Here is a 14,118-nt window from a genome sequence, read left to right as displayed (position 1 = left end):
CATCGCTAGGGTCAGCGTGATGTAGGAAGACTAGTTAGCGGAAGGATTCGGTTATCTGCCTGATAGAGCCTGAAGTTCCGATCGAAAAAATAACGATACGTATGGTCTTGGGGTTGATGACGTGTCGGCCCTGGCATCTTGCTACCGAACAGAGCTGCATAGCGACCAAGCGGCAAAGGTAAGTAAGCCTCTGCATCGTAGAGACGGTCTAATTGGCCCGTTTCTAAATCGGTGAAGCCAAAAGGCCATAGGCCATCGGTTGCCACGATCAACGCATGCATCGCGACACGATTGCGATGGCAGCTACTGAACCATGAGTCACTGACTGGATCGTGGCTGAGCCAGCGACGTTTCCCATATTGGCTGGTTTCGACCTGAATTGTTTGGCTAATTGGTGCTCGGCCACGTTCTGGAAATCGTTCTTTAGGCATCCAGTGCCCGTCAAGCCCACGCATACCGCAAACTGCATCTCGCATGCGCCGTACACCAGCCCCCGTTGGCCATGGGGGACTATCACTGGGCAATGGATCTTCGATGATCCAGTGATGACTCCTTGGATCCGGAACCCAATCCTCAAGGTCAATCAGAGGAAGGCTGGAGGCTGAGGCAAGACGTTCGATATCCCCGAGAAATCTCCAGCCCCTTGGCATATCGGGGCATGAGGGCGGAACCATCTGGACCGTCAGCTCGAGCTGATGGGCCAACGCCACAACATCAACGAGCCTTCGCGCCGTCAACAAGCCAACCAACTGAACCGCATTCTCACGGATGCGTACAAGGCGAGGATCAACAGGTTGGATGCGCCAGCGACCCTTACCGCGCTCCATACCTTCCTCGATCCAGCCACCCTCACACCAACCACGCAACACCGCCTCGGGAAAACCCGGCCACTCATCAGGCTTGTTGCGCAACTGGCTGTACAGCTTGAAGAATTCACACCTTTGAATCGAAGCTCGCCGTTGAAACAAGGCACACAGGCTCTCCAACATTTGCTGCTCAAAGAGGGGATTCACCATCAGATCGCCCTGATTGAGTCGGTGACGAGCCCACTGTTGCGCACTCTCATCAGGTGATTGATACCCATGACCCTGATCAGGCAGAGCTAATACTCCAAGAATCAGCCCCCAGTCTTCGCGAAAGTCCAGCTCGGAACCCCGGTGAAATTGAACATCAAGAGGCAGGGCGGTGAGCTGTAACGATCGCTCGAGGTCTGGGGCATCCTGCTGTCTAACGACAAATCGAGCCGATCCTGGAACTAAAGCAGAACGCCTCCGGTCCTCTTGAGAGGGTTGATAAAGAATTCGTTGAATAGTTTGATCATCTACCTGTAAGGGTTGATAAGTCAGTGCCGTGCCGTCCGACAGGGTTAGTTCCACCTGTTCTGGTTTCGTACCAAGAGGGACGCCCAGTAATGGCAAGCCAAGGCCAGTCGCCAGGTAGCCCTGCCCTTCCGGCATACGAACACCGCCACGGGTGCTTAAACGAGGAGTTACAGGTAAAGACTGACCAGGGCGCTGCAGCAGAGTACGGAGAACTTCTTTCTCTTCTGTATAGGAGAGGGCAAAACCAGTCCAAATGTCGTCATCAAGATCCAGGGAAAGCGGCGAGGCCTCGACATCTTCAAACCGGGCTGCAAATTTCTGATTGACAAGCACATGCGTTGCTTCTCCAATCGAACCGAGTGACAGAAGACGTAATTGCTTGAGGTTTTCATCACGTGCAAACGGAAGAATTCCTGCATCCAACCAAGGCTTTAGTCCGGGTAGTACAACGTCATTTCCACTAAGGGCATCAAGCGCTGCTTCGACTGGCCCATCACTAGGATCTTCAGGATTCTCAAGTGCCAACAGCGCCGCGCCTGGAAGCCAGAGAGAGTCATGAACAACGCACCAACCCTTGGGGACAAAATCTCCGTCACTGTGCAGGAGCAAAAGGCCATAAGCATCTGTGAGATCTTTCAGAACAAATGGTCCAAAGTCACTCTGTGCCTGCGCCTGCCCTTGAGACAAACGTAATTCTCTCGAGGCCCCAGTCTGCTCTTGAGCTAACTCATTGTGCAAAGGAATCTGGATCTTGAGCTGCTCCGATTCGAATTTCTGGCTGCTTTCACCTGCATCATTTGACGCCACCTGGGATTTCAGAGCAAATGCATCGGCGACTTCCGGATCTCGACCCAAAAAGCGGAGCGCAGAAGACTTGACTTCTCTTAATCGAATGGCAACTGGCAACAGCTTGGCAATTCGAACCACCCAACTGGTAAGCCCCCCTTCACCCTTCTCTTCGATAATTTCGGCCGCCTGCTCGAGACCTTCCTCAAGATCTCGAACAATCTCTGCTACGCGAGCATTAAGCTCATGCACGCGGAGTCGCGACAAAGCTTCTTCCTGGAGGCTTACCTCAAGATCATTCAGCTGTTGCTGAAGCTCCGCAATGACTGAACTCCGGCGAGCATCATGCCCCTTCAGGGAGCTGCGCGATCTGTTTGCAGAAACAAGCTTGGCGCGGCATTGGCTATAGAGATCAGCCAAGTCCCGCGAATCAGGATTGAGCGGGAGCCCACTTAGATCGTCGGGGTCATTCTCAGGCATTGCGTTGTTGATCCATCATGTGCCGCAAGGCCTCGATCAGCTCGGCCTTACTTAGGGCTTCCAGTGGAATTTCAGGCGCCTCAATACCTTTGGCGACTAGACGTTCAATCATCACTTTCTTTGTCATGCGCGAATACCCAGTAATGCCATTGTCTCTGCACAGCTCCTGAAGAGAGCGCCTGGTTTGCCGGTCATAGCTATGTGCCGAACAAAGCAGGGGGCAAGAGTTCGGCCGCTCGCCTATCAGGTGAGACTGATCATCATCTCGATCCAGGAGTTCCCTTGTTAGCTTCAGGTGCCGATCCAGCGAGCGGTAGAGACGTGCGTCACTGTTGGCGAGCTCACGGCTAGCAGCCAGGAACAGATCGGCAATGGACCCAGAATGATCTAGCGGTGGATCAGCACTCTCAGGCATAAGTTCAAGATCTTTCTTCATCATCCTGCACACCAGGAAGCCCGTTGGCTGTCGAGACTCGTTGGTCCGTCTTGAATGACCGCCAGTTCCGGATCAGAAGCTTCAAGCGATCTATCAGGAGTTTCAAGCCAGTGCGTCGTCCAGTATGAGCTGACGCAATGGTTGCACTGACTTCTTCAGCCATCTGCTCCATATCTCGAAGGACCCCAACAAGGTGCTCATTCATGGCATGAAGCTTCAAGCGAGTACCCGCTTCAAGCGCCAGGTCCTGCTCGAGCCTGTCGATCTCAGCTCTAATGGCATCGATAACCTGCTTCTTCTTTGCCATCCTGCCCCTCAAAAGGGATCTTGCTTCATTGGAATCAACAAGTGCCTTCCTGCATTCGGCATATAGCTCTGACAGCTTTTCAGGTCGGGGAGAAACTGGGAAATTCTTGGCTGAGTGAAAAGGCGGAAGAGTCGACTCGGGATCGACAACTGACAGGGCTAGCTGGTCGGGAGCAGTACCGCTGTCCACAATCCTTCGAGCCTGGGCTAACCACCTCTAATCCTAACCATCATTCGCCGCGGGTATTACTCGCTACGCTCCAACATGTCACGACTGATCCCAGTCAAGCACTGGTGTTATGCATCAGGCGAATAGAAAACGTCATCTGCATCCGGCTTCGTGGGATGACCATGACCCTTCTTAGGTCCAATCATCCCTGCGCCTGGCGTTCGTTCTCCAGCTGCTCCTCCTGCCAGGCGCGATGCAGATCAATCCGCGTGATCCGGTAGCCCAGTCGCCGTGCAGCCAGGATCAGCTCCTTGCGGGAGCGGCAGTGCTTGAGGGCGCGTTGCAGGGCTGCATCAGCCTCCACATCGGCCACAAAACGCTCCAGCTCTGACCAGCTCATGGGAGATGAACCCCTGGGTCTCTCACCATGCCAAGGGTGTCTGGTGTGCGCCAGGTTCCGCGGATCACACTCCGCCAAACCCTGCATCAGCACTGAGAAAACTGGTCGCTCACGCGGGCAGCAGCTGGATCACGGTGCTGGTCTCTGATCACCCTTCGGCAACAGCCCCAAGAGCTGCAGGCTGCGCCGACCTAACTGCTCACGCTTGGGGGCGTCGTCACTGCCCTTGATGTCGATGTTGAGCGCAAAGGGAGTGATGCGATCGGCCTGTTGCACCCAACCCACCCACCAGCCCACACCGGCGCCGGGAGCGTTCTGCCAACCGGTCTTGGCATGAAGGCTCCAGCCAGGGCCGCCATCGATGCGCGTGATCTCAGCAACCTGCTGCTGGGCAACCGCTGGAAACCGCAACGTGCGTTTGGCCAGGCCCAGGAGAAACTGGGTTTGCTCAAGGGCACTGATCGCCAGCGGTCCGCGCAGCCAAAATGTGGTGACGTTGCCGCCGATCTGCTCATTGCCGTATTGCAACTGCTGCAATGCGGTTTGCATGCGCTTCAACCCAATCCGCCGGGCCAGCTCCTGATACAGCGGCACATTCGACACCTTGATCGCGCCGCGCATCCCCATCGGCGCTAACCACTCGCGCATGAACGGGTTGGGATCACCCTTGTAGGGAATCAGCTCATCGGGGTTGGCCACTACCCCAAGCGAGAGGGCGATCAGGCTGTTGGGGATCTTGAAAGTGGAAGCAGGAGAGAAGCGCTGCTCTGCACGCAACCTGTTGCGCCCGCGCCATACGCCATTGCGCTCATCCAGCACCACGAACGTGCCCTCCACACCAGCCTTCTCAAACAGCGGTTGCAGGAGCGGTTCCTCTCTCCAGGTGAGCGCAGCAGCCGGTGTGAGGTGGATCAGCGTGAGGGCCACACCAGCCAGCAAAGACCGCATACCACCTGCCATTCGTGTCCTCCTGATGCAGGCATTGTGGCCATCGTTCCTGATCAAGGCATGAGAAAACAGACCGCCAGACCGGATTCGCTGGGGAGAGAACGACACCGGGCCTGGTTCAGAGCTGGCGGCGATCCAGGGCATCCGCCAAGCGCGTCACCGCTGCGGCCAGTTGGGCCTGAGTGTCGGGTGGCGCAACGGCTTCTTCCTTCCGCCGCAGGGCTTCGATCGAGCGCACGATCAAAAACACCACAAATGAAATCACCAGGAAATTGATCGCTGCTACCAGCACCTCACCGGCTGGCCAGCTGGCAATGGCGTCAACGTTCGCCGCCTTGAGAACAGGTTGCAGCAATGAATCCATCACCAAAGTCACCACCGCATTCACCACCTTCCCGAAGGCCCCGCCGATCACCACGGCCACAGCCAGATCAACCACATTGCCGCGGTTGATGAAGGCTCGGAAGTCAGTCAGAAAGTTGCGCGTGCGGCTCATGGCGTGACGTGAGGCTGCTTGGCCGGGATTCGGAGCTCATGATGCCGGCGCGAGCCGCTGGCGCTTGTGGTCTGCAACCGGGTCTGCGGCTGGATGGAGCTGCCTTGAGCAGCGCACAACCAAAAACCAGCCAAGCCGCCGCAGGATGGAGGCCCATCAGCCAAGGCTTCGATGAGCGTGAGCGCCCGCTACGGGGAACCCCACCACAAGCGCCTCTTCCGGTACCTCCAGGCTGATCGAGAGCCACGAATGATGACTTGGGCGCAGTGGCCTTGGCAGGGTTCGCTCGCTGATCCGGCTTGACGCCAGCAACCAGATCACACGAGCATCTGGTATCGCTTGATACCAAAGAGATGGTGTGGCGCTGGCTCCAGGCCGACCGTGCCCGTGGTCGTGCCTATCAGCCACGGTTTGAGCATCAAGAAGTGATCGCCGCCTGGCTTGGTGGAGTCCTCGCCATCACGCTGCTGGGTTTGATCAGCCTTTGGAGCCACTACCCGTTGGTCGTTGCTCCTTTTGGTGCTTCCACAGTGTTGCTGTTTGGCCATCCCAGAAGCCCCTTGGCCCAGCCACGCAACATCGTCATGGGCAACACCATGGCCGCCCTGGTGAGCGTGGCCTGCGTCCACTGGCTTGGGGGTGATCCCTGGGTCATGGGTCTCGCGGTAGGGATCACCATTGCCTTGGGGCAACGCCTCCGCTGCCTCCATCCACCGGCTGGTGCAGTAGCACTGTTGGGTGTCTTGCTACACGCCAAACCGTTGTTTGTCATGCTGCCCGTCTTCACAGGATCCGTCTTGCTGACAGCCATGGCCGTGGTGTTCAGCCGACTGCATGCGCTGTCTGATCACTACCCCCATCACTGGATCTAAAACCCTGTGAGGAAGGCCAATCAGGTCTACGGTTGAAACAGATTGAGTGATGCGATGCAGCGTATGAATCGGTGGACGGGAGCTGGATTCTTGGCAACTGTCTTGATCGGCTCCGCACCGCTGCAGGGGCTGGCCGCTCCGAAGCCAACGGCTGGATCCTGCTCGGATGCTGTGGTTGTGGAACGCCATTACGGCCAGCCGCATGCAACGCCCTCCGGCTCTCGTGTGGAGGAGGTGTACTTGACCCTCAGTGATGGTCAACGCCTGGATGGGCCCGCTCAGCTGGGCACAACAGGCTTCTTCTGGGACTACACCCCTGGCAACAAAGTGGGCGTCTGCGTGGAAGCCGTGCATCCACTGCGCCTGCGGGTGGATGACCGGATCACGGGCGCCAGTTTTGTGGTGCACCCCACTGCGGCGCAGTCATCAGGGGGCTGAGACAGATCAGCGACACCGCGGGGTAACGCTGAATCCTGGGGCCACATTCCCCCCGTTGGGCTCTGATCGGATGGCCTTGCTGGAGCCCACCAACCTGCTGCTCCTGGCCTGTGCGCTGATCTACCTGTGGGCCGGCGAAGCCTCAGAAGCAGGAATTCTGCTTCTGTTTGTGGCGCTGATTGGCGTTGGCCTCTGGCTGGTGGTGCAGCTGATTCCTGGCCTTGCATCCCTACTGGAGATCTCAGCACTGTCCTCAGCCCATGCCGCGGGCGTGATCGGGCTCATGGCGGCGGGCCTGCTGGTGACGGGGCGGCGCAGTGTTGCTGCATCTCCCTAAGGAGCGCATCAGCCTCTCTGGCCAGACGAGCACCTTGCGGGGTGAACCATCGGAATCCGCTGGGGTTTGTGTAGAGCACTGGCTTGGAGTTCTGCAGCTGAACCTCAGCCTGTTGCCGGCAGCGGATGTAGGCCCCGAAATCCAGCTGGCTCTCCGATGCGGAACCCTCCGCCGTTGCGCTGGCTTCCTGTTGCGGGCAGAGCTTCAGCCGCAGCTCATGCAGCACAACCACTTCCTGCTTCATGGCACGCCGCACGAGTTGATCGCGCTGGTCGTTGAGGGCCTGGCAGTCCAAAGCCCTGGCAGCGGCCTGCGGCAGCAGCGCCAACCCCAACAACAGAGTCGCTCGCACACTTGTATACATTGCGATCAGGTCTCGATCCAGCTCCATGGCCGCCAAGCGTTGCACCTCCAGCCGTGAGGGCAAGGTGCTGCTCTCCTGTTGGATCACACCCGAGCTGCGTATGGAACTCGATCGGGTCTGGGCCGCCCAGGGCCATCGTCCCCACGGCCGCACTCAAAAGGGGATGGAAGAGATGATCGCCCTCTACTTGGCTACCCAGCAGGAGAGCTGAGCGATGGGCGGCCATCACGCGCATCACCACAACCACCAAGAGGCCTCAAGCCGAGCTGGGCGAGCCTTCCGCTGGAGCATTGCCCTCAACACCGGCCTCACCACCCTTCAGTTGGCGATTGGCTTTGGCTTTGGCTCCCTTGCCCTGATCGGCGATGCGCTGCACAACCTCGGCGATGTCATCGGCCTGGTGCTCGGCTGGGGCGCCGATCACCTCAGCCGCCGCCCCGCCAGCGGTCGCTTCACCTACGGCTATGGGCGCAGCACCCAACTCGCCTCGCTGATCAACGGTCTGTTGATCTTTGGCGCCGGCGCGGTGGTGGTGGTGGAAGCGATTCAGCGACTGTTCAACCCCGTTCCGCTGATTGCCGGCCCGGTGGCCTGGGCCGCTGCAGCCGGGATCGTGATCAACCTCGGCTCAGCCAAGTTGTTTGGACACGACCACCACCACGACCTCAACCAACGGGCCGCGGTGTTGCATCTGCTCACCGATGCAGCCGTCTCGGTGGCCGTCTTGATCAGTGCTCTCCTGGTGGGAGTGACCAGCTGGATCTGGCTCGATGCCCTCACCGCCATCGGCGTGGGAGCGGTGGTGATCTGGAGCGCGATCAATTTGCTCAGAGAAGCGATCGCCCTCAACCTTGATGCCACACCCAGCCACATCAACCTGGCCGAGGTGAGCGCCACGCTGCTCGCCTTGCCCGCCGTTCAGGCTGTGGAGGCGCTGCACATCTGGAGCCTGAGTACCTCGCGCACCGCCCTCACCGCCCATCTGGTGATTGATCCCCCCGCCCTGGCTGCCAGTCAGCTCAGCCAGGAGCAACTCATGCACAAGGCCCACGAAGCACTGGCCGCCCTTGGTATCCGCAAAACCACCCTGCAACTGGAAATCAGCCACCATCTCTGCGATGAGCACCGATGAAGTTGTTGTTGGTGGTGGGTGGTTAGAGCCACCAAGCCCTTTCAGGGCTTCCCAGCGACTGACTGGCTAACGACATGCCGGAGCCAAGGTCCCTCGGCTCCGGCAAAGATCCCTGAAGTGCGGAAGTGTCTTGGATCAAACTTTCTGAGCCCCTGCATAAGCACTGAGAAAACCGGCCGGGAGACCGGCCGGCGGGAGGCGGAGCCTCCCGAGGCAGCTCAGATCACGGAGACCGTGGTGCCCTTTTGGCCCTGGAAATATCGGGCCATGGCATAGGCATCTTCTGCAGGAATCAGGCGGAGCTTTTTCACGGGCTTCCCGCGGCGACCGATGGGGGTGGTGATGCGCTCATGGCCATAGGCCTTGATGCCATCGGGATAGGTGTGGAGCACCAGGAAGCGGATCTCACAGCAGGGAGCGGTGGGGCGTGCCATGGAAGGGGAAGGCGTGGAACACCCCGACCGAGGCCCGCTGTGGCGGAGGCGGCAAGGACCGCGCAGCGGCCCGGCCTGATCCTTGCCGCCTTCGACGCAGTGGGCACGCTGGGAGGGGCCACGCCGCTTCCATGGCACGCGCCACCGCAGCTGTGTGGTGAGCCGATTGCTGGTGCGGACCGGAGGGGAGAGCCTCAAGGCCTATGGCCATGAGCGGATCACCAGAGGTGTGAGCAGTGCACCAGATGCACCCCACCGGCTCAAGACGCACCGCAAGATGCGCCGCGCCGGGCACCTCCAGGATCGCCCCTGGTCAAGGGCTGACGCGAGGCGAGCGGACTGGTTGGTGTGGCGCGATCGCCCCGGCTTTGCCGGTGCTCACCGCGCATCAACGGATGGACTCGCCCCTTGACTGGCGGAGCGGTCCTGTAGGCGTCCCGTCGCTGCGCCGTAGGGCGTCAGGTCGTCATGCTCAGCCCTGAATTCATTGGTGGCCCAGAAGATCCCGTTGCCTTGGTGGAGTGCTGCTACCGAGCCGTGGAGATGCTCCTGGCCACCCACACCGCCCGGGGGTTGTTGATCCCGAGGCCCTGGGTCGATCACCCCTATGGGGAGGAAGAGATCACCCTGCTCGAGGAGGAGCTGCTGCCAGCGATGGCTGGGTTCCTGGAGCGGGTAGAGGCCATTGATCAGGCGATCGAAGCCGAGCAGGAGGCTGAGGTGGCAGCTCATCAGGCCCGCTGAGGGCCAGGCCGGCAGGAGCCGGCCTTTTCTGCTGCTCCCAGTGAACGGATCAGGTCCCAGAGCTCTGGGACAGGAAGCCCTCAATCCAGCGCTGGTGGCGCATGGTGGTAATCAGCCCCGCCAGGGAGTGTTGAGCCTCGGGCACCTGGAAGGCAGCGCGGAAGCCCTTGGAGAAGGCCTCGAGTTGAGCAGGGGCCAGGGCCTTGATGCGCTCGTGGAGCCCAGCAATCACTGCGGGCTCGAGTGGGATGTCAGCCACGGCCTCTCGAACCTTCTGGGCAAGAGGAGCCGATGTCGCCGTGATGGGCGCACCTGAGCTGCTCACCTGGCGTTGCTGTTTGTCGTAGAGCGCCAGGCCAAAGGGATTGCCAAAGGTCATCAACGCCCGCTTGGTGGCATCGGTCTCCGCTTCCTTCAGCGCCGATTCATGCGCCAGGCCCTTGTCAGCATCAATGCCATGGCCGGCGCCAGAGCCCTCGCGGATCAAGGTGCGGTGGCCAGCGGTCACCGTGATGCGCACGCGGGCCGTGTAGGTCACGCCCCAACCGTTTTTGCGATCCCGCCCAACAGGGCGCTCGTGTTCCGCCACGCAACGGCTGATCAGGGTGCAGCGCTCCCAGCCATCAAAACCAAAGATGCGGTTGGCCTCTGCAATCACCTGCCACCCCTCGAGATAGCTCACCCGGCTGCGCCCCTGCTCCCGCTGGCGCACATTGGCCCGATCCAACGGCGCCGAAAGCAACGCCACCTGCCTCTCACTAAATCCCCCGCCGGGGGCGGGGCCAGGGGCCCCCTCGAAGTGGGCGGTTGCAGGTGCAGTCGATGGTTGAGCACTGCTGGCCTCCTCGCTGAGGCTGTCGCGCAGGGCCTGCAGCGTTGAGGCCGAGCGATTCGCTCCTGGGGCTGAGCGGCGCAGCGGGGCCGTGTGGATGTTGGCGGTTGTGGCTGTGGAAGTGATGGCCATGGCGATGAATCCGTATGTGTGGAGTGGAGAAAAGGGAATGGGGCCCGCACCTGCAAAACCCCATCGAGAAGGGGCCCCTGGCCCCCTCAGGTGATGGACCAGTGGCGGCGTTTGATGAGGCGTGCGCCGGGGACGGCGGTGGAGGAGAGGGAGAAGGCGAGGTGGGTGGCCTCTGGTTTGGGGAGGCCTGAGATGGCGGAGGAGATGACGGAGCGGATGCGGGCCTTGATGGAGGTTTTGTTGGGTGTGGTGGTGGTTTGGGTGGTGAGGAGATCTGGAGGGAGGAGATCGGGGTCATCGATCTCGATGGCTTCTGTGGTGCGTGAGGTGAGGCGGTGATCGAGGAGGTTGTGGGCGGTGGCGGATGGATCGAGGCGGGAGAGCAGGTGGATGAGGGTGGATTCGAGGGCGTCAGCGCGGTTGTCTTCTCGCTTGGCGAGGGCTGAGAAGCGCTTGGATTGGCCGGAGTGGTAGTTGGCTTCTGCGCGGAGGCGTTCGATCACCCAACAGGTGGCATCGGCTTTGCGCAGGAAGGCCTCGCGTTTGTTGTCTTCCAGGGCGAGGGATTCCTCGAGATCAGCAAGGGCGAGGGCACGTTCGTCGTCGTCCTCGGTGTCGAGGCGTTCGGAGAGGCGAGCAATCCAAGAGGTTTCGGCTTGGAGATCGGCCCCGAGCTCCCAGAGGGTGGGGAGCTCGGGGGTGACATCAGGAGGGGTGGTGACAGGAATGGCGACAGACATGGATGAGGTGTGTGAGGAATGGGAGGGAGAAGAAGGGAGGCCTACGCCTCCTGGGGGATCTGGATCACCTCGATGGGGATGGCCGAACGCCGGCTGAGGCGATGGGCCTGATCCACCAGCGAGGCGGTGCCGCGGGAACCCGGGAAAGCGACCACGAGCAAGCCATCGCCAAGCGGAAGAGCGGAGGCCAGATCCAACGAGCGCTCGAGCATCTGGCGGTTACGGATCGGGCCAGCGGCGCGGCCGTGCTGCTGCCAGGCAGCAGGGCAGGCGATCTGGGGCCAGCCGAGCTGATCGGCAGCGGCGGCGATGGCTTGATCAGCCCCGCGGGCAGCGCCATGGAGCAGGGCCTGCACCAAGCGGCCACGGGTGGCGCGCAGGAGATGGGTGGCGATCGATTCGGAGGGCCAGGTGAGATCACGGCCACCACCGGCCACGATCACCAGCTGGCCACTACCTGGCAGAAAGATCGAGGCAAACAGGGAAGGATCAGGCGGCGCCAATGCGGCGGCCTGGGCTAGCGAAAGCATGGGAAGAAAATGAGCGCAGGAGGATTTCTTTCAAGGGCTCCAGCAACAGCGGAGACCATCCCTTGATCACCTTTTTACTGTATCAGTACAGGCGTACTTTGCGCCAGATGAGACGGGGCCTGCGAGGCTCTCTTCTTGAATCTTTATGGCTCTAGATCCAGGCACCTGGGGCATCAGTAGCAGGGCAACTCTTCTGAAAGGCGAGCATCCATCAAGCACCCAGAACGCAGCCATCACTGCCGTTTCTAAGTGCCTCAGACGGGCCCCAATGCGCTGGGCCACCGCAGCCGCGGGAGGACGCTGTGCGTGATGAACTAACGCCACACATCCCGGCGGCGGCAAGGAAAATAACGATCACACGAGCGCCAGGGCCGGTGTCCGCGCAGCGACCACCGGCTCGCGAAGCCCTGGCGCCGTGTGACATCCTGAATTCCCTGCCGCCGGGTGGCGATCAGGAGTGCCCGGTGGCGCGATTACCACCTTCATCTGATCATCAGGGCACTCAGCGCATCCAGACCTGCTCGATCGCTTGATGCAGGTTCTGCATGCAGAAATCAGCGCGAATCACTTCTTCATGGAGTCCTCCAGGGGCCAGCTGCTGTTGCTACGACAGGCGCAGCGGCGCTATGGCCCGTGGCTGTCTACTTGAGTGCTTCCGAGATGCTTCTCACCCTTGCCCTGAGGCTGGGAGATCCCACCAGCGCGGAACAGGCGGAGCAGGTGTTTGATGCGCTGGTCATGCGCGGTCTGCTTAGGCCTGGCTGGAATGGACTCTGGGATCTGGCTCCGATCTCAGACACCGAGCTGAGGCAGCTGCTCAAGCAGCGCTGATGCTCTACTCAGCCGAGGCCAGCATGAAGAAGTGCGTGCAAAGCGCCTTGGTGCCCTCGCTGTGTAACCCAGCGAACCACAGCTCTGCTCACCCGGACGGATGATTTGCACGTAGCAACCGCTACCAAGCGTTCACCTCGCACCCGCGGGGCGCAGTTCGATCCAGGCCATGGAACGGGGATCTGGACTTACCTGTGGATCAAGGTCATGACCCTCACCTATCGCGGCCAGAAGTACGTGCAGACCAAGCAAGCTGCTCCCGAACAGCACCCTGTTCTCCTTTACCGCGGTGTTGCCTACAAGATGTGATCTACCCGATCCGTTGACCATTAAGCCCCGTCAAGGCGGGGCTTTTTCATGCCTGGACCTGGGTCTATTCCTACAGCAATCACTCGGGATCCACATCCTCCAGAAGTTCATCAGGACTCGCCGCCACACGTCGCAGGTCGGGTGTGGCGCTGCGCACCTGGGCAATGGCGTGATCCGGATCCATCGCCCGCACCGGCTGGATGCTGCAGCGCTGGGAATCGCAGAAGAACACGGAAAACCCAGCCATCAGATCCAGAGCGAATGTGGGGGCCGCGGTGTGAGGAGTGCGGCCCGGTGCTGCGCCATAGGACCGCCGGGGGGTGAGGACCTCTCCCGGCTGGTGAACGAGCACCGCCCACTCATGGCTCAGGTGATGACCAAAGTGCAAGGGCTTGCTGCGTCTAGCCCTTACAGCGATCAAAGGTGAGCATTCGTTGCACGGGGATGACGCAGCCGTAGAGCAGACGCACAATCCACGCAGGTGCTGACGAGACAGCCATACCTGCTTGAGCGCCCATCTCCCTTGCCCGGCCAACAGAAAGCCCTCGGTTCACCCGCCGAGGGCTTTCTGTTGGCCGCAAAGGCTGCAAATCCACCGCCCAAAGACCGCGAACCGCTTCTTTGGGATTTCTTTAGATTACTGCAGTTGTGTGGCCTTGCGTTTGGCTGTCACTGGCTTTGCCCTGACCTGATGCAGCGCTAGCGACAAAGGGCAATCGCTGCAGCATGTGCTCGTTAATCTGTCAAGACTTTTGTGCTGGTCTCAGGACACGTAGGTTCGCTCGAAATCCGCCCGTCAGCGGCTCCAGCCCACCACTAATGATCGCGATTCATACTTCCGCGGCTCCGGCGATCACCGTGGCGCAGCTGGAAGCCAGTTATCCGGCCTATTGCAAAGCCCTGAGGATGTTGGTGCAAGACGGTCTCTCACTAAACAAAATCAAGCGCACCGTTTGCTGGGATCGCTTGCAGTTGCTCCACACCACCCTGCCCCGTCAGTACCGCGACCCTGTTGTGCATTACGCCATGGTCAAGCGCGATGTTGAGAGCCACCAGGCCGTTGCTAGCTGAACACAGTTA

At 60.3% G+C, this 14,118-nt stretch carries 22 protein-coding genes; 10 read left to right on the top strand and 12 right to left on the bottom strand.

Annotation, left to right across the window (positions count from 1 at the left end; all coding sequences use genetic code 11):
* Nucleotides 1-11 precede the first annotated feature (11 nt).
* From KJJ24_RS01930 to mscL, 6 genes are all read right to left on the bottom strand, one after another.
* Complete coding sequence (locus tag KJJ24_RS01930; protein WP_214340481.1) at nucleotides 12-2,528, bottom strand: hypothetical protein; 2,517 nt, start codon at nucleotides 2,526-2,528, stop codon at nucleotides 12-14.
* A 52-nt stretch (nucleotides 2,529-2,580) separates the two neighbouring features.
* A complete protein-coding gene (locus KJJ24_RS01925; RefSeq protein WP_214340478.1) occupies nucleotides 2,581-3,024 on the bottom strand; it encodes a hypothetical protein in 444 nt (147 codons plus the stop codon).
* Complete coding sequence (locus KJJ24_RS01920; RefSeq protein ID WP_214340476.1) at nucleotides 3,008-3,331, bottom strand: hypothetical protein; 324 nt, start codon at nucleotides 3,329-3,331, stop codon at nucleotides 3,008-3,010. The genes KJJ24_RS01925 and KJJ24_RS01920 overlap by 17 nt, the downstream gene beginning before the upstream one ends.
* A gap of 370 nt (nucleotides 3,332-3,701) precedes the next feature.
* Nucleotides 3,702-3,899 carry a Nif11-like leader peptide family natural product precursor gene (locus tag KJJ24_RS01915; RefSeq protein WP_214340474.1) on the bottom strand — a complete coding sequence of 66 codons (198 nt, stop codon included), beginning with the start codon at nucleotides 3,897-3,899 and terminating at the stop codon, nucleotides 3,702-3,704.
* Nucleotides 3,900-4,028: 129 nt separating this feature from the next.
* Nucleotides 4,029-4,847: a class D beta-lactamase gene (gene blaOXA, locus KJJ24_RS01910; RefSeq protein WP_250544860.1), complete on the bottom strand. Its 819-nt coding sequence runs from the start codon at nucleotides 4,845-4,847 to the stop codon at nucleotides 4,029-4,031.
* 118 nt (nucleotides 4,848-4,965) lie between these two features.
* Nucleotides 4,966-5,343, bottom strand: a complete 378-nt coding sequence (gene mscL, locus KJJ24_RS01905) for a large conductance mechanosensitive channel protein MscL (protein ID WP_010302940.1) — start codon at nucleotides 5,341-5,343, stop codon at nucleotides 4,966-4,968.
* A gap of 353 nt (nucleotides 5,344-5,696) precedes the next feature.
* Between mscL and KJJ24_RS01900 the strand changes: the two genes are divergently transcribed.
* The 3 genes from KJJ24_RS01900 (at nucleotide 5,697) to KJJ24_RS01890 (ending at nucleotide 6,990) form a co-directional block, all read left to right on the top strand.
* Entirely contained in the window at nucleotides 5,697-6,215 is a 519-nt protein-coding gene (locus tag KJJ24_RS01900) for an HPP family protein (RefSeq protein WP_214340463.1), read from the top strand.
* A 90-nt stretch (nucleotides 6,216-6,305) separates the two neighbouring features.
* Entirely contained in the window at nucleotides 6,306-6,653 is a 348-nt protein-coding gene (locus tag KJJ24_RS01895; RefSeq protein ID WP_214340455.1) for a hypothetical protein, read from the top strand.
* A 70-nt stretch (nucleotides 6,654-6,723) separates the two neighbouring features.
* Nucleotides 6,724-6,990: a hypothetical protein gene (locus KJJ24_RS01890; RefSeq protein WP_214340453.1), complete on the top strand. Its 267-nt coding sequence runs from the start codon at nucleotides 6,724-6,726 to the stop codon at nucleotides 6,988-6,990.
* On the opposite strand, the gene KJJ24_RS01885 is transcribed toward KJJ24_RS01890, so the two are convergent.
* Nucleotides 6,935-7,342: a hypothetical protein gene (locus KJJ24_RS01885; RefSeq protein WP_214340451.1), complete on the bottom strand. Its 408-nt coding sequence runs from the start codon at nucleotides 7,340-7,342 to the stop codon at nucleotides 6,935-6,937. The two genes, KJJ24_RS01890 and KJJ24_RS01885, sit on opposite strands and share 56 nt — an antisense overlap.
* A 37-nt stretch (nucleotides 7,343-7,379) precedes the next feature.
* On the opposite strand from KJJ24_RS01885, the gene KJJ24_RS01880 reads away from it, so the two are divergent.
* Together KJJ24_RS01880 and KJJ24_RS01875 are read left to right on the top strand one after the other, a co-directional pair.
* Nucleotides 7,380-7,565, top strand: coding sequence for a hypothetical protein (locus KJJ24_RS01880; protein WP_214340449.1), 186 nt, complete (start codon nucleotides 7,380-7,382; stop codon nucleotides 7,563-7,565).
* A 3-nt stretch (nucleotides 7,566-7,568) separates the two neighbouring features.
* Nucleotides 7,569-8,486 carry a cation diffusion facilitator family transporter gene (locus KJJ24_RS01875; RefSeq protein WP_214340441.1) on the top strand — a complete coding sequence of 306 codons (918 nt, stop codon included), beginning with the start codon at nucleotides 7,569-7,571 and terminating at the stop codon, nucleotides 8,484-8,486.
* A 218-nt stretch (nucleotides 8,487-8,704) separates the two neighbouring features.
* Here the strand turns inward: KJJ24_RS01875 and KJJ24_RS01870 are convergent, their stop codons facing one another.
* Nucleotides 8,705-8,920, bottom strand: a complete 216-nt coding sequence (locus KJJ24_RS01870) for a hypothetical protein (protein ID WP_214340438.1) — start codon at nucleotides 8,918-8,920, stop codon at nucleotides 8,705-8,707.
* Between the two features lie 82 nt (nucleotides 8,921-9,002).
* Between KJJ24_RS01870 and KJJ24_RS01865 the strand changes: the two genes are divergently transcribed.
* On the top strand, nucleotides 9,003-9,332 hold the full coding sequence (locus tag KJJ24_RS01865) for a hypothetical protein (RefSeq protein ID WP_214340437.1): 330 nt from the start codon (nucleotides 9,003-9,005) through the stop codon (nucleotides 9,330-9,332).
* 56 nt (nucleotides 9,333-9,388) lie between these two features.
* Complete coding sequence (locus tag KJJ24_RS01860) at nucleotides 9,389-9,664, top strand: hypothetical protein (protein WP_214340435.1); 276 nt, start codon at nucleotides 9,389-9,391, stop codon at nucleotides 9,662-9,664.
* Nucleotides 9,665-9,713: 49 nt separating this feature from the next.
* On the opposite strand, the gene KJJ24_RS01855 is transcribed toward KJJ24_RS01860, so the two are convergent.
* From KJJ24_RS01855 to KJJ24_RS01845, 3 genes are all read right to left on the bottom strand, one after another.
* The gene (locus KJJ24_RS01855; protein ID WP_250544859.1) at nucleotides 9,714-10,628 is read right to left on the bottom strand and encodes an RAD52 family DNA repair protein; all 915 of its coding nucleotides are present in this window, start codon (nucleotides 10,626-10,628) and stop codon (nucleotides 9,714-9,716) included.
* Between the two features lie 86 nt (nucleotides 10,629-10,714).
* Complete coding sequence (locus KJJ24_RS01850) at nucleotides 10,715-11,368, bottom strand: siphovirus Gp157 family protein (RefSeq protein ID WP_214340433.1); 654 nt, start codon at nucleotides 11,366-11,368, stop codon at nucleotides 10,715-10,717.
* A gap of 41 nt (nucleotides 11,369-11,409) precedes the next feature.
* Nucleotides 11,410-11,898, bottom strand: coding sequence for an SLOG family protein (locus KJJ24_RS01845; RefSeq protein ID WP_214340428.1), 489 nt, complete (start codon nucleotides 11,896-11,898; stop codon nucleotides 11,410-11,412).
* A gap of 660 nt (nucleotides 11,899-12,558) precedes the next feature.
* Here KJJ24_RS01845 and KJJ24_RS01840 point away from each other — a divergent pair.
* Nucleotides 12,559-12,729, top strand: coding sequence for a hypothetical protein (locus KJJ24_RS01840; protein WP_214340427.1), 171 nt, complete (start codon nucleotides 12,559-12,561; stop codon nucleotides 12,727-12,729).
* A gap of 207 nt (nucleotides 12,730-12,936) precedes the next feature.
* Entirely contained in the window at nucleotides 12,937-13,038 is a 102-nt protein-coding gene (locus KJJ24_RS01835; protein ID WP_214340426.1) for a DUF4278 domain-containing protein, read from the top strand.
* Between the two features lie 79 nt (nucleotides 13,039-13,117).
* Here KJJ24_RS01835 and KJJ24_RS01830 read toward each other — a convergent pair whose 3' ends face one another.
* Nucleotides 13,118-13,285 (bottom strand): hypothetical protein, encoded by a 168-nt coding sequence (locus KJJ24_RS01830; RefSeq protein ID WP_214340425.1) that lies wholly within the window; start codon nucleotides 13,283-13,285, stop codon nucleotides 13,118-13,120.
* A gap of 572 nt (nucleotides 13,286-13,857) precedes the next feature.
* Between KJJ24_RS01830 and KJJ24_RS01825 the strand changes: the two genes are divergently transcribed.
* Nucleotides 13,858-14,109 (top strand): DUF3136 domain-containing protein, encoded by a 252-nt coding sequence (locus KJJ24_RS01825; RefSeq protein WP_214340424.1) that lies wholly within the window; start codon nucleotides 13,858-13,860, stop codon nucleotides 14,107-14,109.
* Nucleotides 14,110-14,118: the final 9 nt, after the last annotated feature.

The organism is Synechococcus sp. LA31 (assembly GCF_018502385.1).
Classification (GTDB): Bacteria; Cyanobacteriota; Cyanobacteriia; order PCC-6307; family Cyanobiaceae; genus Vulcanococcus.
Note: the sequence above shows the minus strand (reverse complement) of the source record. Positions and strands in the feature narration are given on the sequence as shown.